General features: G+C 63.1%; 23 protein-coding genes. 9 read left to right on the top strand and 14 right to left on the bottom strand.

What is annotated here, in order from left to right; all coding sequences use genetic code 11:
* Positions 1–92: 92 nt before the first annotated feature.
* The 10 genes from ACODR6_RS20425 to ccoN form a co-directional block, all read right to left on the bottom strand.
* The gene (locus tag ACODR6_RS20425; protein ID WP_489024031.1) at positions 93–812 is read right to left on the bottom strand and encodes a response regulator; all 720 of its coding nucleotides are present in this window, start codon (positions 810–812) and stop codon (positions 93–95) included.
* A gap of 108 nt (positions 813–920) precedes the next feature.
* Positions 921–1076: a cbb3-type cytochrome oxidase assembly protein CcoS gene (gene ccoS, locus ACODR6_RS20420; RefSeq protein WP_112712143.1), complete on the bottom strand. Its 156-nt coding sequence runs from the start codon at positions 1074–1076 to the stop codon at positions 921–923.
* The gene (locus ACODR6_RS20415) at positions 1073–3361 is read right to left on the bottom strand and encodes a cation-translocating P-type ATPase (protein WP_489024028.1); all 2289 of its coding nucleotides are present in this window, start codon (positions 3359–3361) and stop codon (positions 1073–1075) included. Before ACODR6_RS20415 ends, ccoS begins: the two co-directional genes overlap by 4 nt.
* Positions 3358–3843 (bottom strand): FixH family protein, encoded by a 486-nt coding sequence (locus ACODR6_RS20410; protein WP_203431015.1) that lies wholly within the window; start codon positions 3841–3843, stop codon positions 3358–3360. The genes ACODR6_RS20415 and ACODR6_RS20410 overlap by 4 nt, the downstream gene beginning before the upstream one ends.
* Positions 3840–5408: a cytochrome c oxidase accessory protein CcoG gene (gene ccoG / locus ACODR6_RS20405; protein ID WP_489024026.1), complete on the bottom strand. Its 1569-nt coding sequence runs from the start codon at positions 5406–5408 to the stop codon at positions 3840–3842. Before ccoG ends, ACODR6_RS20410 begins: the two co-directional genes overlap by 4 nt.
* Before the next feature lie 183 nt (positions 5409–5591).
* Positions 5592–5777 carry a hypothetical protein gene (locus ACODR6_RS20400; RefSeq protein WP_489024024.1) on the bottom strand — a complete coding sequence of 62 codons (186 nt, stop codon included), beginning with the start codon at positions 5775–5777 and terminating at the stop codon, positions 5592–5594.
* Between the two features lie 9 nt (positions 5778–5786).
* Complete coding sequence (gene ccoP, locus ACODR6_RS20395; RefSeq protein WP_112712151.1) at positions 5787–6650, bottom strand: cytochrome-c oxidase, cbb3-type subunit III; 864 nt, start codon at positions 6648–6650, stop codon at positions 5787–5789.
* 1 nt (position 6651) lies between these two features.
* A complete protein-coding gene (locus ACODR6_RS20390) occupies positions 6652–6804 on the bottom strand; it encodes a cbb3-type cytochrome c oxidase subunit 3 (RefSeq protein ID WP_112712153.1) in 153 nt (50 codons plus the stop codon).
* A gap of 9 nt (positions 6805–6813) precedes the next feature.
* Positions 6814–7548, bottom strand: a complete 735-nt coding sequence (gene ccoO, locus ACODR6_RS20385) for a cytochrome-c oxidase, cbb3-type subunit II (RefSeq protein WP_130283685.1) — start codon at positions 7546–7548, stop codon at positions 6814–6816.
* An 8-nt stretch (positions 7549–7556) separates the two neighbouring features.
* Positions 7557–9179: a cytochrome-c oxidase, cbb3-type subunit I gene (gene ccoN / locus ACODR6_RS20380; RefSeq protein ID WP_489024022.1), complete on the bottom strand. Its 1623-nt coding sequence runs from the start codon at positions 9177–9179 to the stop codon at positions 7557–7559.
* Positions 9180–9419: 240 nt separating this feature from the next.
* Between ccoN and ACODR6_RS20375 the strand changes: the two genes are divergently transcribed.
* From ACODR6_RS20375 to ACODR6_RS20345, 7 genes are all read left to right on the top strand, one after another.
* The gene (locus tag ACODR6_RS20375; RefSeq protein ID WP_489024020.1) at positions 9420–10151 is read left to right on the top strand and encodes a Crp/Fnr family transcriptional regulator; all 732 of its coding nucleotides are present in this window, start codon (positions 9420–9422) and stop codon (positions 10149–10151) included.
* Positions 10152–10167: 16 nt separating this feature from the next.
* Positions 10168–12093: a hybrid sensor histidine kinase/response regulator gene (locus ACODR6_RS20370; RefSeq protein WP_203431022.1), complete on the top strand. Its 1926-nt coding sequence runs from the start codon at positions 10168–10170 to the stop codon at positions 12091–12093.
* A 104-nt stretch (positions 12094–12197) separates the two neighbouring features.
* Positions 12198–12641, top strand: a complete 444-nt coding sequence (locus ACODR6_RS20365; protein WP_199625351.1) for a pseudoazurin — start codon at positions 12198–12200, stop codon at positions 12639–12641.
* A gap of 155 nt (positions 12642–12796) precedes the next feature.
* Entirely contained in the window at positions 12797–13234 is a 438-nt protein-coding gene (speD, locus tag ACODR6_RS20360) for an adenosylmethionine decarboxylase (protein ID WP_489024017.1), read from the top strand.
* Positions 13234–14337: a fused MFS/spermidine synthase gene (locus ACODR6_RS20355; protein WP_489024015.1), complete on the top strand. Its 1104-nt coding sequence runs from the start codon at positions 13234–13236 to the stop codon at positions 14335–14337. Before speD ends, ACODR6_RS20355 begins: the two co-directional genes overlap by 1 nt.
* A 3-nt stretch (positions 14338–14340) precedes the next feature.
* Positions 14341–15168, top strand: a complete 828-nt coding sequence (locus ACODR6_RS20350; protein ID WP_489024013.1) for a hypothetical protein — start codon at positions 14341–14343, stop codon at positions 15166–15168.
* A 10-nt stretch (positions 15169–15178) separates the two neighbouring features.
* Positions 15179–15535 carry a hypothetical protein gene (locus ACODR6_RS20345; protein WP_148194662.1) on the top strand — a complete coding sequence of 119 codons (357 nt, stop codon included), beginning with the start codon at positions 15179–15181 and terminating at the stop codon, positions 15533–15535.
* Positions 15536–15889: 354 nt separating this feature from the next.
* Here the strand turns inward: ACODR6_RS20345 and ACODR6_RS20340 are convergent, their stop codons facing one another.
* Complete coding sequence (locus tag ACODR6_RS20340) at positions 15890–17689, bottom strand: IlvD/Edd family dehydratase (protein ID WP_489024010.1); 1800 nt, start codon at positions 17687–17689, stop codon at positions 15890–15892.
* Positions 17690–17795: 106 nt separating this feature from the next.
* Between ACODR6_RS20340 and ACODR6_RS20335 the strand changes: the two genes are divergently transcribed.
* Positions 17796–18722: a LysR family transcriptional regulator gene (locus ACODR6_RS20335; RefSeq protein ID WP_130283667.1), complete on the top strand. Its 927-nt coding sequence runs from the start codon at positions 17796–17798 to the stop codon at positions 18720–18722.
* A 26-nt stretch (positions 18723–18748) separates the two neighbouring features.
* Here the strand turns inward: ACODR6_RS20335 and ACODR6_RS20330 are convergent, their stop codons facing one another.
* A complete protein-coding gene (locus ACODR6_RS20330) occupies positions 18749–19003 on the bottom strand; it encodes a BON domain-containing protein (RefSeq protein WP_203431027.1) in 255 nt (84 codons plus the stop codon).
* Between the two features lie 142 nt (positions 19004–19145).
* On the opposite strand from ACODR6_RS20330, the gene ACODR6_RS20325 reads away from it, so the two are divergent.
* Entirely contained in the window at positions 19146–19637 is a 492-nt protein-coding gene (locus ACODR6_RS20325) for a cytochrome b (RefSeq protein ID WP_489024008.1), read from the top strand.
* 6 nt (positions 19638–19643) lie between these two features.
* Here ACODR6_RS20325 and ACODR6_RS20320 read toward each other — a convergent pair whose 3' ends face one another.
* Both ACODR6_RS20320 and ACODR6_RS20315 read right to left on the bottom strand, forming a co-directional pair.
* Positions 19644–20138, bottom strand: a complete 495-nt coding sequence (locus ACODR6_RS20320; protein ID WP_112712179.1) for a hypothetical protein — start codon at positions 20136–20138, stop codon at positions 19644–19646.
* A 113-nt stretch (positions 20139–20251) separates the two neighbouring features.
* The gene (locus ACODR6_RS20315; RefSeq protein ID WP_130283862.1) at positions 20252–20755 is read right to left on the bottom strand and encodes an NUDIX hydrolase; all 504 of its coding nucleotides are present in this window, start codon (positions 20753–20755) and stop codon (positions 20252–20254) included.
* Between the last annotated feature and the right edge of the window lie 373 nt (positions 20756–21128).

The raw sequence follows: 21128 nt of genomic DNA, 5'->3' as shown, positions 1-21128 counted from the left end.
CCTCACTCGCCCTGAATATCGATGGCGTCGAGGTTAGCGGGCGTCGGAAGGCACCGCTTTGATCTCTATCAAATGCGCGCATTGGCCGCGCGCTATTGCTGCCTGCCGGTGAAGACATAGCCGACGCCGCGCACCGACTGGATCAGCGCCGGTTCCTTGGGGTCCGTTTCGATCTTCTTGCGCAGCCGGACGATCTGAGCGTCGATTGCCCGGTCGAAGGCTTCGAGATTGCGGTTTCTGGTCTGATCCATCAGCGTTTCGCGCGACAGAACCCGGCCGCGATTGCGCACGAAGACGAGTAGCATGTCGAACTCGCCCGTCGTCAACGCCACGTCGTCCCCGCCGGGAGAGGTCAGCCGACGCCGGGCGACATCGAGCCGCCAGCCATCGAACTGCAGCACTTCCTCTTCGCCACCCGCCGGCCGAACGGTCTGATCGGCAGGCACGCGGCGCCGGAGCACGGTGCGCAGCCGCGCCAGCAGTTCGCGCAGGTGGAAGGGCTTGGCGATATAATCGTCGGCACCGATCTCGAGGCCGACCACCTTGTCGGTGACGTCGTCCTGACCGGTCAGCATCAGCACGGGCACATCGGATGTGGCGCGCAGCTCCTTCAGCAGCTCCAGCCCGTTCTCGCCATTGGGCAGAACAAGGTCGAGGAAGATCGCGGCGTAGCTGCCCTTGGCAAGCTCGGAGCGCATCGCGGCACCATTGCCGACGGCGCTAACCCTGTATCCGTTATCCTCGAAATACCGAACGAGCATCTGCCTGATCCGGGCGTCGTCGTCGACTACCAGAATGCGATCTGCTTCCATGTCACCCGTTCGTCCCGCTTCCATGCTTTCCATCAGAGATAACGCAGGTTTAGCGGCGGCGCTACCATGCGCGCGACAGCGATTGCGACCATGGACAGAAAAGGTTGCTTAGGCCGGCGGATTGGCATCGTCATCGGCAATCGCCCGCCAGGCGGCCCCTTCGAGATCCTCATACTGGCCGCTCTTCAGCGACCAGAGAAAAGCGGCAAGTCCGATGCCGCCCATGAAAAGCGCGATCGGGATCAGATAGATTAGCATGTTCATGCGGCTCGGGCCTCCGCCCGGGCAGCGGCAGGCGCGGGCCGGTCGTTTGCGGCCGCGCCCTTTCCGAAGGCGTTGAGCCGCAGCGCGTTGGAGACCACGATGATCGACGAGGTCGACATCGCCACCGCCGCGATCAGCGGTGTCGCCAGACCCGCAAGCGCGATCGGCACGGCCAGCACGTTATAGCCGATCGCCAACGCGAAATTCTGGCGGATCAGCGCCGCCGACCGGCGGGCGACGGCGATCGCAACAGGCACGGCATCCAGCCGGTCGTTGAAGAACACCAGATCCGCCGCCTGCCGGCCGATATCGGAAGCGGTGGCCGGGGCCATCGAGACATGCGCGGCGGCAAGCGCCGGCGCGTCATTGATGCCATCGCCGACCATGAAGACGCGGTGGCTGTTGCCATTCAGCGCCTGGCATTCCCCGACCTTTTCTCCCGGTGTCAGCCCCCCAAGCGCGTGTCCGATACCGAGCGCACGCGCCGTGTTGTCGACGACGCTCTGCCGGTCGCCGGAGAGGATTGCCGTCGCGAACCCCGCCTTGCGGAGCTCAGCGACGGCTTCGGCTGCGCCCGGCCGCAGCGTGTCGTCGAAGAAGAAGCGGGCAATCGCCCGGCCATCCCTGGAGAAGACCACCTCGGAATAGGGACCTTCGTTGGTGAGCGGTGCCTCGGTACCACCGCAGGCGAAGGCTTCGCTGCCGAGCCGGTAGAGCGCACCCGCATGGCGCGCTTCGAGGCCACCGCCCGGGATTTCCGTGATCTGCTCGAAGGCTGCGGCATCAGAAGTGCCGGTGCGTGCCAGGGCCTGCGACAGCGGGTGGCGTGAATGGCTCGCCAAAGCCGCCGCCCTTGCGATATCGGCCGGATCAGCGGCGTTGACGGCAACAAGCCGCGGCCTGCCGATCGTCAGCGTACCCGTCTTGTCGAAAGCGACGGTATCGATCTCAGCCAGTCGCTCAAGCGCCGACCCATCCTTGACCATGATGCCGCGACGGAAGAGTTCGCCGGCAGCCACGACCTGGACGACGGGAACGGCGAGACCGAGCGCGCAGGGGCAGGTGATGATCAGCACCGCGACGGCAACCAGCATCGCCTGTTTCCAGTCGCCGCCGATGAGGCCCCAACCAAGGAAGGACGCGAGCGCCAAGAGGTGGACGACGGGCGAATAGAGCGCGGCCGCGCGGTCGGCGATCCGCCGGTAGCGGGCGCGGCCGCCTTCGGCCGCTTCAATCAAGCCGATGATTTCGGCGAGCAGTGAATCCCGCGCAAGGCGCGTGGCGCGGACCGCCAGCGAGCCGGTGAGGTTCATCGAGCCGGAACTGACCGGCTGGCCGGTCCGAACCGCGACCGGGCTGCTCTCGCCCGTTACGATCGACAGGTCGAGATCGCTTTGACCGGACACGACAATACCGTCGACAGGGATACGGTCGCCTGCGGCAACGGCGATCTCGTCGCCAACAGAAATTTCCTCGACCGCCACATAGCGGTGCGATCCGTCGGGCTGGATCAGCAATGCACCGCGCGGCGCGATCCGCGCCAGGCCGTTGATCGCAGCCCGCGCCTTCTCGCGCATGACGTGATCCAGCGTCCGGCCGATCAGCAGGAAGAACAGCAGCGAGACCGTGGCGTCGAACCAGGCATGTTCGCCATGATGCATGGTCTCCCAGAGCGAGACGAAATAGGAGAGCGTCACCGCCAGCGAGATCGGCACATCCATATTGGTGCGCCCGTGTTTCAGGGCGTTCCAGGCCGACTGGAAGAAGAAGCGGCCCGAATAGATCAGCGCCGGGGCGGCAATCATCGCCGATATCCAGTGGAACATGTCGCGTGTTGCCGCATCGGCGCCCGACCAGACGGATACCGAGAGCAGCATGATATTGGTTGCCGCAAAGCCAGCGACGCCGACTGCGAGCAGCAGCTGGTTGCGGGTCTTGTCGCTCTCGCTAGCAAGCGGCGCGTAGAGATGCGCGCGGTATCCCGCGCCTGCGACCGCCGCGATGATGCGCGTGGGGTCGACAGCCCTGTTCCCGGCCTTCTCGGCATAGACGCAGGTGACACGGCGCGCGGTCAGGTTGACGCGCGCCCTGCTGACGAAGGGCAGCGCCATCAACGCCTTCTCGATCGTCGAAATGCAGGCGCCGCAGTGGACATCGGGCACGCTGAGATCGAGCTGGTGCAGCCCGCCGCCGAGCGGATGGCTGGCGAGCGCGATCTCCTCGGCACTGAAGGCCGTGCTGCTCATCGCCATCACCCCGTCGGCATCGATCGCGCAGCAGGTCATCGCACGAACTCCGCGGTATCGAAGCGGATCGCCTCATGCATGACGAGGCTGCCGCCCTTCTTCGAAATGAACTCGACGATCCAATCCCCCGCCGGGACATGGCGATCGGTCTCGAAGGCGCCCTCGCCGCGATTGTCCAGCGCAACCGAAAAGTCCTCGTGGTCGCCGACCGGCCGCTTGAAATTGGCCGTGACGGTATCGACGGCGGCCGGTGATCCATCCGGATTGGCGATCCGGTAGATGAAGCGGTCATCCCTGAGCGAGATATGCCCTGCAATGCCCGAGGCGGTCATCGCCTTCATCTCTGCGGCGCGCTGATTGAACTCCTGGCTGGCAACATAGGTGTTCTCGACCACGAGCCCGCTCCAGCTCGACGACGCGAACCACGCCATGGTGACATTGACGCTGATGACCACGGCGAAGAACGAGGTGATGACGAGCAGCATGTGGCGGCCGGTGAAGCCTTGGACACGGGTGGTCATTGCGGATCTCCAGGGGCGTTGAATGCGGCGCGATAGGTCGCCCGGTCGGTGCCGCCGGGCTCATCGATGGTGAAGAGAAACTCATCGACGGCAGCCGCCGTCGGCCTGCGGGTGATGAAGACCTTGACCGTCGTCGCCGCGTCGGGTGCCGCGTCGAGCGTGAAGCTGCGGGCGTCGTCCCTGCTGATTTCGGGGATGCGCATCGTGGCGCCGTCGAGACCCGACAGCGTCAGCGCGATCCGCCGCGGCTGCGGCACCATGTTGAGGATGCGGATCGTGTAGCCGTTGCGGATTGAGCCGTCGCTTTCCATGACGAATTGCGGATTGCGATCGTGAACCACATTGAGCTCCAGACGCCCGCGCATCGACAGATGCACCAGCATGCCGATGCCGATCGCCGCCCAGACGGCGGCGTAGAAGACGACGCGGGGGCGGAAGATGATGCGCCAGTCGAAATGCCGGATGCCATCGATGAACGAGCCGTCGGTATTGCGGACCTTGGCCGGCTGCACCGCAGCACGACCGCCATCGGTGGCGATCGCCATGTTGGCGGAATATTCGCTGAGCGTCGCATAGGCGATCAGGCCGCGTGGCTTGCCGATCTTGTCCATGACGCCGTCGCAGGCATCGATGCAGAGAGCGCAGGTGATGCACTCCATCTGCTGGCCGTCGCGGATGTCGATGCCCATGGGACAGACAGCGACGCAGGCATTGCAATCGACGCAATCGCCGACCGCGAGACCATCCGCCTGCGCCTTCTTGCTATGGCGCGAGCGCTGCTCGCCACGCCAGTCGTTATAGGTCACGACCAGCGAATTCTCGTCCAGCATGGCGCCCTGGATGCGCGGCCAGGGGCACATGTAGGTACAGACCTGCTCGCGCAGCAGACCGCCGAAGACATAGGTGGTGGAGGTCAGGATGGCGACAGTCGCATAGGCGACCGCGGGCGCCGCGCCGGTTGCCAGCGCGACGGCCAGAGACGGCGCATCGGCGAAATAGAAGATCCAGGCGCCGCCGGTAGCGACGCCGATCACCAGCCAGATCGCATGCTTCAAGACACGCTTGCGGAGCTTGCCGAGACTCCAGGGAGCGGCATCGAGCTTGATCCGGGCGTTGCGGTCGCCTTCGATGGCGCGCTCGACGACAAGGAAGAGATCGACCCAGACCGTCTGCGGACAGGCATAACCGCACCAGGCGCGGCCAACCGCCGAAGTCACCAGGAACAGCCCGAACCCTGCCATGACGAGAAGCCCGGCGACGTAATAGAATTCCTGCGGCCAGATCTCGATAAAGAAGAAATAGAAGCGGCGCGAGGCGAGATCGACAAGGATTGCCTGATCGGGGGCATAAGGTCCGCGATCCCAGCGGATCCAGGGTGCCAGATAATAGATGCCGAGGGTGATCAGCATCACGATCCATTTGAAACGGCGGAACTGCCCCTCGGCACGCTTCGGGAAAATCTTTTTGCGCGCCGCATAGAGCGGCTGACGGTTGCGCCGCGCATTCACGGGCTCGACATCGAGCCGCTCCACGCTCTTGGGATCGGGTGCGGTGAAAAGGTTCATAAGTAATGTCTTTCGCGTTCGATACGCCTGTTCTCCTCCTCGAACCGCCAAGCGTCCTTGATAAAGATCAACAAGCACGAGCGGTCGGCAGCCGCAAAAGGACGGGCCGCGCTTCGAGGCGAAGGCGCGGCCCGGAGGAACTGCGGGGGAGAAAACGCCGCTTGGGGTGTCCTCTCCTTTTTTCTAGCGGCTCGACGGCTCGTCATCCTTGAGGGAGGTCAAACTGACGATCGCGCTGCCGATCTTTTCCGGCTGGTCGCCCTTGCAGCCGGGCGGCAGGGATTTGGCGTGCACGGAAACACGGGAATGCCCGACCGAGCGCGGCATGCCGTAAAGCCCGAGAAGCGGATTGTGCCCGTGCGCTGTCATGTCCCTCTCCTACTGACCGCCGCCGAGTGCGTGGACGAAGACCGTCAGTTCCTTGACCGTGGTATCGCCGAGACGCGCCGACCATGCCGGCATGACGCCGTGCTTCGGTGCGGTGACCTGGCGGATGATCGCCTCCTCGCCACGGCCCTTCAGCCAGATCGCATCGGCGAGATCGGGTGCTCCCATCTCGGCCTTGCCCTTGGCATCCTCGCCATGGCAGGCGGCGCAGTTGTCGAGAAAGATCTGCTTGCCGGCCTGAGCCAGCGCCGGATCCGAAGGCGTATTCGTCAAACCCCAGACATAGGCCGCGACCTCCTTCGTCTGGTCCTTGTTGAGGATATCGCCGAAGGCCGGCATTTCCGAAACATGCGTATCGGGATCTTCCTCGAAGCGGATCCCGTGGGCGATCGTCGTCTGGATCGATTGCAGATCACCGCCCCAGAGCCAGTCGTCGTCGTTCAGGTTCGGAAAGCCCGGACCGCCGCTGGCGCCCGATCCGTGACAGGGGGCGCAATTGACCTTGAAGGCCGAGGCGCCGCCGGCGATCGCGAATTCGCGCAGCGCCGGATCGGCATCGATCTCCTCGACGCTCTTTGCCGCGATCATCTCGTGGAACTTCGCCTGACCGGCCTTGGCCTGATCGAGATCCTGCTGCAGCTCGGCGCGGCTGGAATAGCCGAAATAACCCTTCGTCGCCGAGGTGATCATCGGGATCGCCGGATAGACGACGACGTAGCCGATCGCCCAGAGGATCGTCACGTAGAAGGTCAAGACCCACCATCGCGGCATCGGATTGTTCAGTTCGCGGATGCCGTCCCATTCGTGTCCTGTGGTTTCGACGCCGCTGATTTCATCAATATGTTTTTCCGACATCTCAATCATCCTTCAGGGGAATGTCAGCGGCCTCCCTGGCCGTCTTTTTGCTGCCGGGGCGGAGCGTGTAGACGACGGCGCCAACGAAGAACGCCGCCATCGCCAGAAGCCCCCAACTGTCGGCGAAGTGCCGCATTGCCGTGTATGTTTCCATGGGATCACCTCACCGGTAGCCGGTCGCATCGTCGTAGGTCGAGAAATCGACCAGCGTACCGAGCATCTGCAGATAGGCGACGAGAGCGTCCATTTCGGAGAGCTTCTGCGGGTCGCCGTCGAAATCGCCGACCTTGGCCTTCGGATAGCGCTGCAGCAGCGCCGAGGTGTCAGCGTTCGGATCGGCCTGCGCCTTCATGTCGGCTTCGGCATTGGCGATCATGTCGTCGCTATAGGGAACGCCGACATCCTCGTTGGCCTTGAGGTCCATGCCGATATCCTTGACCGTCACCGGCTCCTCTTTGAGGAAGGCGTATTTCGGCATGATCGATTCCGGCACCACGGCTCTCGGGTCGGAGAGGTGCTGGACGTGCCACTCGTTCGAATAGCGGCCGCCGACGCGCGCCAGGTCCGGCCCGGTGCGCTTCGAGCCCCACTGGAACGGATGGTCGTACATGGATTCCGCCGCCAGCGAGTAGTGGCCGTAGCGCTCCACCTCGTCGCGGAATGGCCGGATCATCTGGCTGTGGCAGAGATAGCAGCCCTCGCGGATATAGATGTTGCGTCCCGCAAGCTCGAGCGGCGTGTAGGGGCGCATGCCCTCTACCTTCTCGATGGTGTTCTGAAGGTAGAAGAGCGGCGCGATTTCCACGATGCCGCCGATCGAGACGACGAGCAGCGAGCCGACGAGAAGCAGGGTCGCGTTCTTTTCGAGGATCTTATGTTTGTCCAGTATCGATGCCATGTCTCACCTCACTCGGCAGGCTGTGCCTGGGGCACGTAAGCGGTCGGAATTGCGGCTTCGTCGCGCAGGCGTCCGCGGATGGTCATGAAGACGTTCCAGGCCATCACCAGGCCGCCGGCCAGGTAGAGCACGCCACCCAGCGTGCGCAGCACGTAGTAGGGGAACATCGCCGAGACGGTTTCTGCGAAGGAGTAGACGAGGAAGCCCTGCGAATTGTATTCGCGCCACATCAGACCCTGCTGGATGCCGGCGACCCAGAGAACGGCGGCGTAGACGACGATGCCGAGCGTGGCGAGCCAGAAGTGCCAGTTGACCATTCTGAGGCTGTAGAGACGTTCGCGGCCCCAGAGCTTCGGCGTCAGGTAATAGATGGCACCGAAGGTGATCATGCCGACCCAGCCGAGCGCACCCGAATGCACGTGGCCGATGGTCCATTCCGTATAGTGACTGAGCGAATTGACCGTCTTGACCGACATCATCGGTCCCTCGAAGGTCGACATGCCGTAGAAGGCGATGGCGACGATCATCATGCGGATGATCGGATCGGTGCGGATCTTGTCCCAGGCGCCCGAAAGCGTCATCAGGCCGTTGATCATGCCACCCCAGGACGGCATCCAGAGCATGATCGAGAAGACCATGCCGAGCGTCTGTGCCCAGTCGGGCAGGGCCGTATAATGCAGGTGATGCGGACCGGCCCAGATATACATGAAGATCAGGGCCCAGAAGTGGATGATCGACAGGCGGTAGGAATAAACAGGGCGGTTGGCCTGCTTCGGAACGAAATAGTACATCATCCCCAGGAACCCGGCCGTCAGGAAGAAACCGACGGCATTATGCCCGTACCACCACTGCGTCAGCGCGTCCTGAACGCCCGAGAAGACCGAATAGCTCTTCGACCCCAGGAACGAGACCGGCACCGCCAGATTGTTGACGACATGCAGCATGGCGATGGTGACGATGAAGCCGAGATAGAACCAGTTGGCGACATAGATATGCGGCTCCTTGCGCCTCAGGATCGTGCCCAGGAAGACGGCGAGATAGGCGACCCAGACGATCGTCAGCCAGACATCGACATACCATTCCGGCTCCGCATATTCGCGGGCCTGGGTAATGCCGAGAACATAGCCCGTCGCCGCCATGACGATGAAGAGCTGGTAACCCCAGAACACGAACCAGGCGAGGCTGCCGCCGAAGAGGCGCGCGTGACAGGTGCGCTGCACGACATAGAAGGACGTCATGATCAGCGCATTGCCGCCGAAGGCGAAGACGACGGCCGAGGTGTGAACCGGGCGCAGCCGGCCGAAATTCAGGTAGGGCGCCAGATTGAGATCGGGACAGGCGAGCTGCGCGGCGATGATGACGCCGACGAGAAAGCCGACGACGCCCCAGAAGACGGTGGCGATCAGGCCGTAGCGGATGACCTCGTCGAAATAGCCTGAAGGCTCGACCTTGGGCACCCGGCCCGCCGGCGAGAAATCGACGCGCCGCAGCAGGATGACGGTCCCGGCAAAGAGGCAGAGACACAGGATGCCCATATGGACGGCGAAGAGGTGGTCGTGGGCGAAGGCGGCTCCCAGCACGGCCAGGAAGGCTGCGACCGCGACCAGCACGGTCTCGGTTGAATAGTTCATGATGTCGTCCCCAGTGCGCAGCCGGCCGCATCAGGGCCGACTCTCTCGTACTTTCAGGGAAGGACTGTCACGGCGACGTGAGCGGCTCCTTGATCTACGTCAATGAGCCCAGGCAGCGGCGATCCGGCGGATCGGCTGTTACCAACTGTTACACAGTCTCACCATTTGAAACGCTGCGCTCATCGCTGTGTGACTGAGCGCCCTTCTATTGTCCCCATTGCAGAACGAGGGGACTTCGCAATGCTGATGCAGAACCAACAGGCCTTTGAGCATGCCGAGACGGCAACCAACGCGGCGAAGCTCGGACATTCGCTCGCTTCGCTCTTCGATCTCTCGCCGATCGAGACCGTGCCGGCGGGCAAGGCTCTCTGCTGGGAAGGCGATGCAGCAAAGCATCTCTTTCAGGTGGTCGAAGGTGTGGTCCGCCTGCAGCGCATCATCGGCGAAGGCCGCCGCGTCATCACCGCCTTCCACTTTGCCGGCGACCTGATCGGTGCCTTCCTGCAGGGCGATTTCCTGTTCACGGCGGAAGCCGTCACCGATTGCAGGATCCGCCGCGTCGCCCGCAAGACCTTCCAGGAGAATGTTGCGAAATGTGACGCGCTACGCCCGGAATATATCGCGCTTCTCTGTCACGAGACAGCGGCCGCCCACGAGCAGATGGTGCTCCTGTCGAAGAAGAATGCCGAGGAGCGGCTCTGCAGCTTCATCGTCGAGCTGGCGCGCCGGCCGGGCGGCCAGCCGCGCCAGGGACTACTGCGCGTGCCGATGAACCGCCAGGATATCGCCGACTATCTCGGCCTGACGATCGAGACTGTATCGCGCACCATCACCAAGCTTTCCTCGCGCGGTGTCATCGCCCCGGAGGGGCGCCACGACCTGCGGATCGTCAGCATGGGCAAGCTTGTTCAGCTTTCGGGTAATGCTGATGATTTTACGGAGAAAAGCTGCCATAGGGTCAGTGTTCACTGATCGCGCAGGAGCGCCCATGCCTCACCGGCTCATTTCGCCCAGAACCGCATCGCCACAGGAGCTGGACGCGCTTGTGCATGTGCTCGATGGAGCCGATATCATCGTTCACAGGCTCGAAGGCACGATCACCCATTGGTCGATCGGCTGCGAGAACATGTATGGCTGGGCGCGTGAGGAGGCCGTCGGCGAGATGGTCGATGCGCTGCTCGCGACGCAATATCCCGAACCGGTCGAGACCATCCGCGCCCATCTCAAATCCCGCGGTTTCTGGCAGGGCGAGATCATCCACCGCCACAAGAGCGGCCACGATATTCACGTCGCGACGCGCTGCGTTCTCGTCAACCTCTCGGACGGCGACCCGGCCGTCATTCAGGCCAATAGCGACATCAGCGCGCTGAAGAAGGCCGAGGAGGCCGTGCGTTCGCGCGAGGCACATCTGAGCTCGATCCTCGACACCGTGCCCGATGCTATGGTCGTCATCGACCAGAAGGGCAGCGTGCTCTCCTTCAGCAAGGCAGCCGAGCAGCTGTTCGGCATGACCTCCGACAAGATCTGCGGCAGAAATGTCAGCGATCTCATGCCCTCGCCCTATCGCAGCGCCCATGACGGCTATATCGGCCGCTATCTGGAAACCGGCGAGAAGCGCATCATCGGCTACGGCCGCGTCGTCACCGGCCAGCGCGCCGACGGCTCGCAATTTCCGATGGAGCTGCATGTCGGCGAAGCCACAGCCAATGGCGAGCGCATCTTCACCGGTTTCGTGCGTGATCTGACGAGCCGCTTCCGCATCGAAGAAGACCTTCGCCAGGCCCAGAAGATGGAAGCCGTGGGCCAGCTCACCGGCGGCCTCGCCCATGATTTCAACAATCTCCTGACCGTTATCAGCGGCAATCTCGAAATGATCGAGGACAAGCTGCAGCCGGGTCCGCTGCGCGACATGCTGCGCGAGGCCCAGGATGCGGCGACTGATGGCGCCAAGCTCACCGGCCAGCTGCTCGCCTTCGGACGGCGCCAGCCGCTGAACCCGAAACATGCCGATCTCGGCCAGCTGCTCTCAGGCTTTTCGGATCTGCTGCGCCGTACGCTCGGCGAGGACATCAAGCTCTCGACCGTGCTCTCGGGCTCGGACTTCAATGTGCTGGTCGATAGTTCACAGCTGCAGAATGCGGTCCTCAACATCGCGCTCAATGCCCGCGACGCCATGCCGAAGGGCGGCAGCCTGACGACCGAGATCTCGCGCGTGCATCTCGATGCCGATTACGCCAAGATGTTTCCCGAGGTCCGAAGCGGCAATTTCGTGCTGATCACGATGACCGATACCGGGTCGGGCATGACCGACGAGGTGAAGAAGCGAGCGATCGAACCGTTCTTCACCACCAAGGAAGTTGGCTCCGGGACCGGCCTCGGCCTCAGCATGGTTTATGGCTTCGTCAAGCAATCGGGCGGCCACCTGCAGATCTACAGCGAGGCAGACCGCGGCACGACGATCCGCATCTATCTCCCGGCGCTCACCGGCCCGAAGCCGAGCGCTCTGGAGCAGGAAGGCGCGGCCAGCGAAAGCCCGCTTCCCGGCGGCGACGAGCAGATCCTCGTCGTCGAGGACGATATCCGCGTCCGCCGCGTCGCCGTCGCGCGACTGGCCACCATGGGATACCGCGTGCTTGAAGCCGACAACGGCAGGCAGGCTCTGGAAATCCTGAGGGAAAGCCCGGAAGTCGCCCTGCTCTTCACCGACATCGTCATGCCGGGCGGCATGACCGGCGACGAAGTGGCGCGTGAGGCGCGGGAACTGCGCCCCGATATCGCGGTACTATTCACGTCGGGCTATTCCGAACCGGCGCTTGCCGCCAACGACACGATTTCCGGTGCCCGGTGGCTGCGCAAGCCCTACACGGCGCGCGAACTCGCGGCCCAGATTCGTGAGCTGCTCGACGCCGATTAAACGGCGAGCGATCCCTCCAGTTTGACCGGCATCAAAGAGCATCGCCCTCCCTCGTCCTAGAACTGTTTCCGCGGCCGGATGGCCGCGCAAACAGGAGACGTCAGATGAATTTGAAATACGGTCTGATCGCGGCAACATGCGCCATGCTCGCATCGGCTGCGCCGCTGATGGCGGCCGATCACCAGGTCCAGATGCTCAACAAGGGCACCGACGGCGCAATGGTCTTCGAGCCCGATTTCATCAAGATCGCGCCCGGCGACACCGTGACCTTCGTTCCGACCGACAAGAGCCACAACGTCGAGACCTTCAAGGGCCTGATCCCGGATGGCGCAGCGGAATTCAAGTCGAAGCCGAGCGAGCAGTTCCAGGCAAAGTTCGACATCCCCGGCGCCTATGTCGTCAAGTGCACGCCGCACTTTGCGATGGGCATGGTGGCCCTGATCCAGGTCGGCGACAACCCGGCCAATCTCGACGCTATCAAGGCCGCCAAGGTTCCGAACCTCGCGCGCAAGCGTCTCGATGGCGAGCTGGCCAGATTGGCTCAGTAGCACTGACGATTTGAGGTATGCGGGCTGCAATCCCTGGATGCAGCTCGCCGCCGGCTCCCGGCGATATATGTTGCCTAGCTAATATTTTGTGGCATGCTCGATGGAAGTCCCGTTCGATGTTGGGTTCCATGGGTGGAAGAGCGGCCGAGGACACCATGACGGTGTCCGTTCATCGCAAGTCTGCAGCCTGTTACACGCCACCCATGCCTGTCGGCAGCGGTCTTGGCGCGGCAAAAACCAATGGCGAACTTCCTGGCAGGCATCTGATCGCCGACTTCAGCGGCGCCAGACGGCTCGGCGACGTCGCGCATATTGAGGCGGCTTTCCGGGCGGCGGTAAAGGCCGCGGGTGCGACGCTGCTCGGCATGAACTTTCACGTCTTCGATCCTGGCGGCGGCGTGACAGGAACCGTCTCGCTCGCCGAAAGCCACATGTCCATCCATACCTGGCCCGAACATGCCTACGCGGCACTCGATATCTTCATGTGCGGTGCCTGCGATCCGCTGAATGCCTTGCCGACGCTGGTCGAGGCGCTCTCCCCCGCCCTGGTGGAATTGCGCCAGATCATTCGCGCGGAGGCGGCGGATCTCTGATGGCGATGGTCATAGCCGACGATCCGGAAAAGAGCGCACTTGAGGCACTGCCGTCAGTATCGCGTCCCTATCCCCTGCCGGAATTGCCGCCGGACCGTGTCTTCGTGGAAGGGCTGGATACGAGCGTGCCGCCGAGGAGCGGCAGTGTCTTCGTTCTTGAGGACGCCGATATCTTCGACGAGTACCATTACCGCGCCCAATCCATCGTCTGCTCCTTTCGAACGCCGTTTCAGAACGTGACGATCGCCGATACCTACAGTTTCGGCCGCGCCCTGTTCCTCGACGGCGCCATCCAAAGTGCCGAGGACGACGAGGCGCTTTATCATGAAATGCTCGTGCATCCGGCCATGCTGATGCATGACAATCCGAGCCACGTCCTGATCATCGGTGGCGGTGAGGGCGCGACATTGCGCGAGGTGCTTGCCTATCGCGATGTCACGCGCGCCGTGATGGTCGATATCGACCGCGACGTCGTCGATTGCTGCCGCGAGCATCTCGGCACCTGGAACTACGGCGCCTTCGCCGATCCACGCGCCGAACTGCACTACCGCGACGGCCGGGAATACGTGGAAACCACCGACGAGCTCTTCGATGTCATCATCATTGACGTCGTAGACATGCTGGACAATAGCCCGGCCCAGCACCTCTATACCAAGGAATTCTACCGGTCCCTGCGCGGCTGCCTGCGCGATGGCGGCATCCTGGTGGTGCAGGCGCTCGAATTCTCGTCCTGCAATTACAAGGGCCATACGGCGCTGCGCCGGACCCTTGAGACGGCCTTTACGAAAGTCAGCAGCTATCAGGTGCCGATCCCCTCTTTCCTGGCCATGTGGGGCTTCCTTCTCGCCTCCGACTGGCTCGATGCCGAAGAGGAGAGTGCTGCCCGCCTCGATCAGCTGATCGACACCAGGCTTGGCGATGATTGGCTCGATCACGCGACGGGCGCCTTCATCACGTCCCGCTTCTGCTTCGACAAGGAGACAGATTTTCTGCTCGGCATCGGTGGACCCGTGCTCGAGGACGGCGTCGCCTTCATACCGCCTCCCGACGTCCACATGGTCGATGACGGGATGCGCCAGCTTCCCGCGCTGACGGACGAATAGCCGATGACGGCAAACGGCGCCCAGCATTGCCGGCTTTTCATGCTTCCAGCCGGCGATGCCGGCCGCGCCGGCACGGCCCTCCTCTGCAGCCTCTCCTATCCGCGCGCGGTATCGCTGCATGCGCTGATCGCACCGCTCGACGGCGAAGCCGTCCCCGCCTTCCCGCCCGCCGACGCCGAACAGCTTGATATCGTCTTGCTGCCGAGCGGCTCGCAAACGTCCTTCACTTTGCAGGAGTCGGCAGCGGATTGGCTTCGGAACACCGTTGCGCACGGGCGCTTCGAAAACCTGTCCGCCGACCTGAAGCTCCGACAGGGGCAGATCAGCATCCGCGGCAAGCAGGTCGTCATCCAGTCTGCACCGGAGCTCTTCAGGGATATGCTTTCGGGCGTCGGCGCATTCGGCTGGCTGTGGCTGAATATCGAAGATATCGAACGCGCGTTCGAGACGGCCTGGGATCAGCAGCACGATGATGCCGAACTCCTCGAGCGCTCCTCGTACAGCCGCAGGATCAGCAGCAGCCTGGCCGCCAAGGTGGCCGAAACGGCACGCCTGCGGCAGTGGTTCCTGAAGAGCACGCTGCTTCTGGAGCGCGGCGATCGCGGCCTGCCGCCAGCCTCGCGCCGCAGCTTCTTCGAGCTTTGCCAGCAGATGGATTTCGGGCGGCGGCTCCAGCTGATCGGCGAGGTGATCGAGGCGCGAGAGACGCTCTACGGGACTGCGGCCGAGCGCAGTTTCGAATACCGGCTGTTCTTCGTGTCATGCATCATCGAGGCGGCCATCCTGGCCGGCATCCTGATCGAAATCGCAATCATGCTCTACGATCTCTGAGGAGGGACAGATGAGGTTTGGATTGTTCCTGGCCGCGATGGCGGCCACAGCAGCATCGGCACTGGCCCAGGACGCATTTCTCACCGGGGCGCAGATCAAGGCCGCCTTCGCCGGCAAGACGGTATCGGGAACGGAAGATGGCTCGGCCTATCAGGAAAAGCTCCTTGCCAACGGCTCCATTCAGGGGCGATCCAATCTCGACGGAAGCTATACCGGCGAATGGGAAGTCGATGGCAATGAGATCTGCTTCTATTACGACGATGATGATGACGACGAAGACGATGATTGCTCTCGGGTCGTGCTGAAGGGCGCCAGCGTCATATTCGTCGACGATGACGGCTCCCGTTCAAGGGCGACCCTGCGCTAGAGGCCCGCAATTATCCACTGCCGGGTCCATGTCACGCCGATGTCACGCGACGGCTGCGGGGCGTTGTGGTTAGCTTCTTTTCGAGGGGCTGGGGGCCGCTCATTTCAAGGGCTTCGCCGGTGTTCCAGTAGCGAAGTCCCTGTTCAAGAGACCCGCCGGATACGGCGGGTCTTTCAGCATATGGAGGGGCCAGACGTGACCAAGCTGCACATTTCGTTCGGCATAGCTTTCCTCGTGGCGCTGACATCGATGATCATCTCGCTGACAAGCTCGCCTTTGCCGTTCTAAGCACCACCGAAAACGAAAATGGCACGGATCTCTCCGTGCCATCCAGATTTGCGAAACGGTTGCCGCTCAGTGGTTGTCGCGCGGCACGCCCTTGGTCTGGGCGATGCGCTGATACTTGACCGCGGGTTCGAGAACGGCACCGGTTTCCAGCTGGCCGACGACGGCGCGCTGGATTTCCTGCCACGGCGTCTGGTGGTCCGGATAGCGGTAGCCGCCATCCGCCTTCAGCGCGGCGTGGCGCTCGGCCAGTTCGCTCTCGGAAATCAGGATATCGGCGCGTCCGCGGCCGACGTCGATGCGTACCTTGTCACCGGTCTTCAGAACGGCGAGACCGCCGCCGGCGGCCGCTTCCGGCGAAGCGTTGAGGATCGACGGGCTGCCCGATGTGCCGGACTGGCGACCATCACCGATGCAGGGCAGCGACGAGACGCCCTGCTTCAGCAGATAATCCGGCGCACGCATGTTGACGACCTCGGCCGCACCCGGATAGCCGATCGGACCGGCGCCGCGCATGAAGAGGATCGTATGCGCGTCGATCGAAAGCGACGGATCGTCGATGCGCTTGTGATAATCCTCCGGACCATCGAAAACCACGGCGCGGCCTTCGAAGGCTTCCGGATCGCTCGGGTTCGAGAGATAGCGGTCGCGGAACTCCGGCGAGATGACGCTGGTCTTCATGATCGCCGAGGAGAACAGGTTGCCGCGCAGCACGCGGAAACCGGCGCGCGGCTTCAGCGGCGTCTCGTAACGGCGGATGACCTTCTCGTCCTGGATCGACTGCCCGCGACAGTTCTCGCCGATCGATTTGCCGTTGACCGTCAGCGCCTCTTCCTGGATGAGGCCCTGCCCCATCAGTTCGTTGACCACGGCAGGCACGCCGCCCGCGTGATAATAGTCTTCGCCGAGATATTCGCCGGCCGGCTGCAGGTTGACGAGCAGCGGGACTTCTTCGCCATAGGTCTGCCAGTCATCGACGGTCAGCTCGACGCCGATGTGGCGGGCCAGGGCGTTGAGATGGATCGGCGCATTGGTCGAGCCGCCGATTGCCGAGTTGACGCGGATGGCGTTGATGAAGGCATCCTTGGTGAGGATATCCGACGGCTTCAGGTCTTCTCGGACCATGTCGACGATGCGCAGGCCGGTGCGATAGGAAATTTCCTGGCGGTCGCGATAGGGCGCCGGAATGGCGGCCGAGCCCGGCAGCTGCATACCGAGCGCCTCGGCAAGCGAGTTCATCGTCGTCGCCGTGCCCATCGTGTTGCAATAACCGGTGGAGGGCGCCGAGGAGGCGACGAGTTTGACGAAGCCCTGGTAGTCGATCTCGCCCTTGGCGAGCAGTTCGCGGGCCTTCCAGACGATGGTGCCCGAGCCGGTGCGCTCGCCGCGGAACCAGCCATTCAACATCGGGCCGACCGAAAGCGCGATCGCCGGAATGTTGACGGTGGCCGCCGCCATCAGACAGGCCGGCGTGGTCTTGTCGCAGCCGATCGTCAGCACCACGCCATCGAGCGGATAGCCGTAGAGCACTTCGACGAGGCCTAGATAGGCAAGGTTGCGGTCGAGACCGGCGGTCGGGCGCTTGCCGGTTTCCTGGATCGGATGAACCGGGAATTCGATGGCAATGCCGCCGGCTTCGCGGATGCCCTCGCGCAGGCGGTTGGCGAGTTCCAGATGGTGGCGGTTGCAGGGCGAGAGATCCGATCCCGTCTGGGCAATGCCGATGATCGGCTTGTCGGACTGCAGCTCTTCCTGGCTGAGGCCGAAGTTCATGTAACGCTCGAGATAGAGCGCCGTCATGTCGGCATTATCAGGATTGTCGAACCAGGCGCGGGAACGAAGGCGGGGCTTGCTGTCGTGTTGGGTCATCGCACTATCCACGTTGTTTATTGACATGCAAATATCCTAAGGCAGAGAGATTGTATAATACCGTTCTCCTATTCTGACTTAGGAAAAGCGAATATCAGAGGCCATGATGACACGTCTCGATGCCTTCAAGTTAAAGCATTTGCGCATGCTCGTCGCGCTGGAAGAGCATGGGAAGGTGGGCAGGGTCGCGGCGATGTTCGGCCTGTCGCAGCCATCGCTGTCGCGCACACTGTTCGAGCTCGAATCGCTTGCCGGATACCGGCTGTTCGACCGGCATAATCGCGGCACGACGCTGACCGCCGAGGGCAAGGTGCTGGCGCGCTATGCCCGGACGCTGCTGTCGGAAGCGGCGCGCGCCGAATATGACATGAAGGTCATCGCGTCGGGCAAGCGCGGCAGCGTCAGCATCGGCACGGTTATGACCCCGGCCTCGGATGTCATCGTCCCGGCGCTGAACGATGCGCAAGCGGAGTATCAGGATCTCGACATCAACATCTCGCATGGCAGCAGCGATGCGCTGCTGGCGCAGCTCAATGCCGGAAGCCTCGACTTCGCGATCTGCCGCCTGCCCGAAAACGCCAACCGGGCGATGTTCGATTATGAGCCGATCGGCGAGGAAACCTTTCGCATCGTCGTGGCGGCGAACCATCCGCTGGCGAAGAAATCGGCGGTCGAGGAAACAGATCTCGAAGGCCTCGACTGGGTGCTGCAGCCTGAGGGTTCCTACCTCCGGGATGTGATCGACGATTACCACCGCACGCATGTCATCGTGCCCCGCAGCGTGATTTCCACCTCATCGGTGCTGATGACCATCCTGCTCGTCAGAAGCGGCGGCCGCGTCGGCATGTTCGCGACGACGGTGGCGGAAATGCTCGATCAGCATCACCTGCTGAAGGCTCTGCCGCTGAATGCCCGGATCGACATACCGGGCTTCGGTCTGGTGCAGCTGAAGGGCAAGGAGTTGTCGCCTCAGGCCAAAGGTGTGCTGGAGGCGTTGCGGCAGAAGGCGAGTGAGCGGAAGACGTGGGTTTGAGAGGGAGTGTCTTCGCCCGGAGCCTCCTAGAAAAACCGCCCCAAAGTACGCGCCGTCGAGATATCGTTGACCACCCGGCGAACGCCGCGGACGCTGGCCACAGTCGCACCCGCCGCCTCCCGCGTGCCGGAACTGCCCAACCGGCCCTTGAGCGTGACGACGCCGCTCGCGACGGTCGCCCTCACTGCCTCGTGGCTCAGGCCGAGTTCCAGCTGCAGTCGGTTGCGGACGGCGACCGAGAGGGCGTCGTCACCGATCGGGATGATATCATTGACGAACATCACAGCAGCCTCCGGTTCTCACTGACGGCATCCTCTTCCCGGCGGCCGCCGCTTGCCTTGACTTAGATCAACCGGTGCGCGGCATTCACGTTCGTGTCAGCTTCGTCAGGCACGGAGGAGAGCCAACAGCCGGGAGCCGTTCATGCCGAAGACAAGCTATTCCCTCACCCAGCGCATCCTTCATTGGAGCATGGCGCTGCTGATCTTCTTCAATCTGCTGTTCCCTGACGGAATGGACCGCTGGCACCATCTGCATAGGAGCGGCCAGCCGATCTCGCCCGACGATATCGCCGGCGCCAATATCCACGCCTTTATCGGCATCCTGATCCTGGTGCTCGCAGCACTTCGCCTGATCGTGCGGGCGCTCTCCGGCGCCCCGGCCGAAGCCGAGGGATCACCGGCCGTGCTGCATCTCGTGGCGCGGGCAACCCACGCCGCGCTCTATCTGCTGCTCTTCGCCATGCCGCTGTCCGGCATTGCCGCCTATTACTTCGGGATCGACAGCCTCGGCTCGCTGCATGGCGGCCCGGTCAAGATGCTGCTCTGGGTGCTGATTTCGCTGCATGTGCTCGGCGCCTTCGCCCAGCACTTTTATTGGCGGACGAACGCGCTGCGCCGCATGACGATCGGCTGAAACAGGTCAGACGCCATCGGCCTCGAGTTCCCGGTGCCGGACCGGCCGTTGCTCCGCCTTCGCCGCAGCCATCCGGATATCGCAGAGCATCTGCCGTTCGAGCTTGATCTGCCGGCGCATCGGGCCGGAGAACAGCCGCAGTGCCTGACCGACGGCACCGGGCGAAAGCTGGCTGCGTCCCGCCGCAAGTCCCGTCAGCGCCGCGATTGCCTGCTGTGCCGCATCGAGCTCGGCCGCGCGGCAGGCGGCGCGCAATTCCCGGAGGTTTGCGATTTCGGCTGCCTTGGCGATCAAGGGCAGCGCGGAGCAGATCAGCCGCTCTTCCAGCCGATGGGTTTCTGCCAGCAGCGGCCCGAGTTCGCGGGCCATCGTCGCGCAGAGCGCATTGTCGACATGGCACGGCAGGAAGTCGGCGATCGCCTCCAGAAAATCGCACCAGGAGAGGAGTTTCGTATGACACGCCTCCAGTTCCTCAAGCCCGCCCGGCATCACATCAGTCATCGCTACCCCCGATCAGAACGGCCGGGCAATGCCACGGCCTCCCGTCGGCGATAGACGCAGATGCGAGACCTTTCCTTGAGAGAGATCAACAAGCAAGGATTTGTTGGGCGGGATTACTTCCCCTTGAAGTCGACGAGCAGCGACTTGAGCTCGATTTCGCGCACGCGGCGCGCGGCCTCTTCGGGCTCGACCCAGGCAAGCACGCGCTGGCCACGCTCCTTGAAATCATCGACCTGTTCGAGAACCTCGACCGGATAGATATCGACGATGCAGGGGGCGACGTCGCCGTTGTCGAGCCATTTCAAATAGGTGTAGCGGCCGATCGGTTTCTTGCCGACAGTGCCGCGAACGCCCGCCTCTTCCCACGCTTCCGTGGCGGCGGCCTCGTAGGGCTTCTTTTTCTTCATCGGCCAGCCCTTGGGGATAACCCAGCGGCCGCTCGCGCGCGAAGTCAGGATCAGCACTTCGATGCCGTTAGGCCCGCGACGGAAACAGAGCGCGCCATATTGCTGCTTGAAGGCGCCGGTAAACAGCTTGTCGGGCTTGGCGGCCAACTGCTGCAGCAGCGTCTTCGGCCTTTCCGGTGGCGGCTTGCGCTCTTTCTTCTTGGGCACCATCAGCAGCGGCTGGTTCAGCCATTCGCCGCGATGCGCATATGAAGAGATAAAGTTCATGCCTGCTCCGCCGGAACGACTCAGCCGCCCGCTTCTCCGCCGCCTATGCGGCACCGGGACAAATTGCAGCCCAAGAGCAAAAGGGCAAGTGCGACCTGCAGACACTATGAGATTTTGATACCGGAGCCTCCCGCCACGAATGGAATGCTTAGGCGCTTGGGTCCATCTCTGGCGCAGCATATCCGGCGGCGCCAATCGGCACGCCTGCACCCGATCACAAGACTGAAAATGGAAATGACGATGCGCCTGCAACAACGGCCGTTCACGGTCGAGATCAAGAAGAAGCGCCCGCTTGCAAAGCCGGCACCCGCCCTGC

The sequence above is a fragment of the Rhizobium sp. FG96 genome (genome assembly GCF_057808655.1).
Note: the sequence above shows the minus strand (reverse complement) of the source record. Positions and strands in the feature narration are given on the sequence as shown.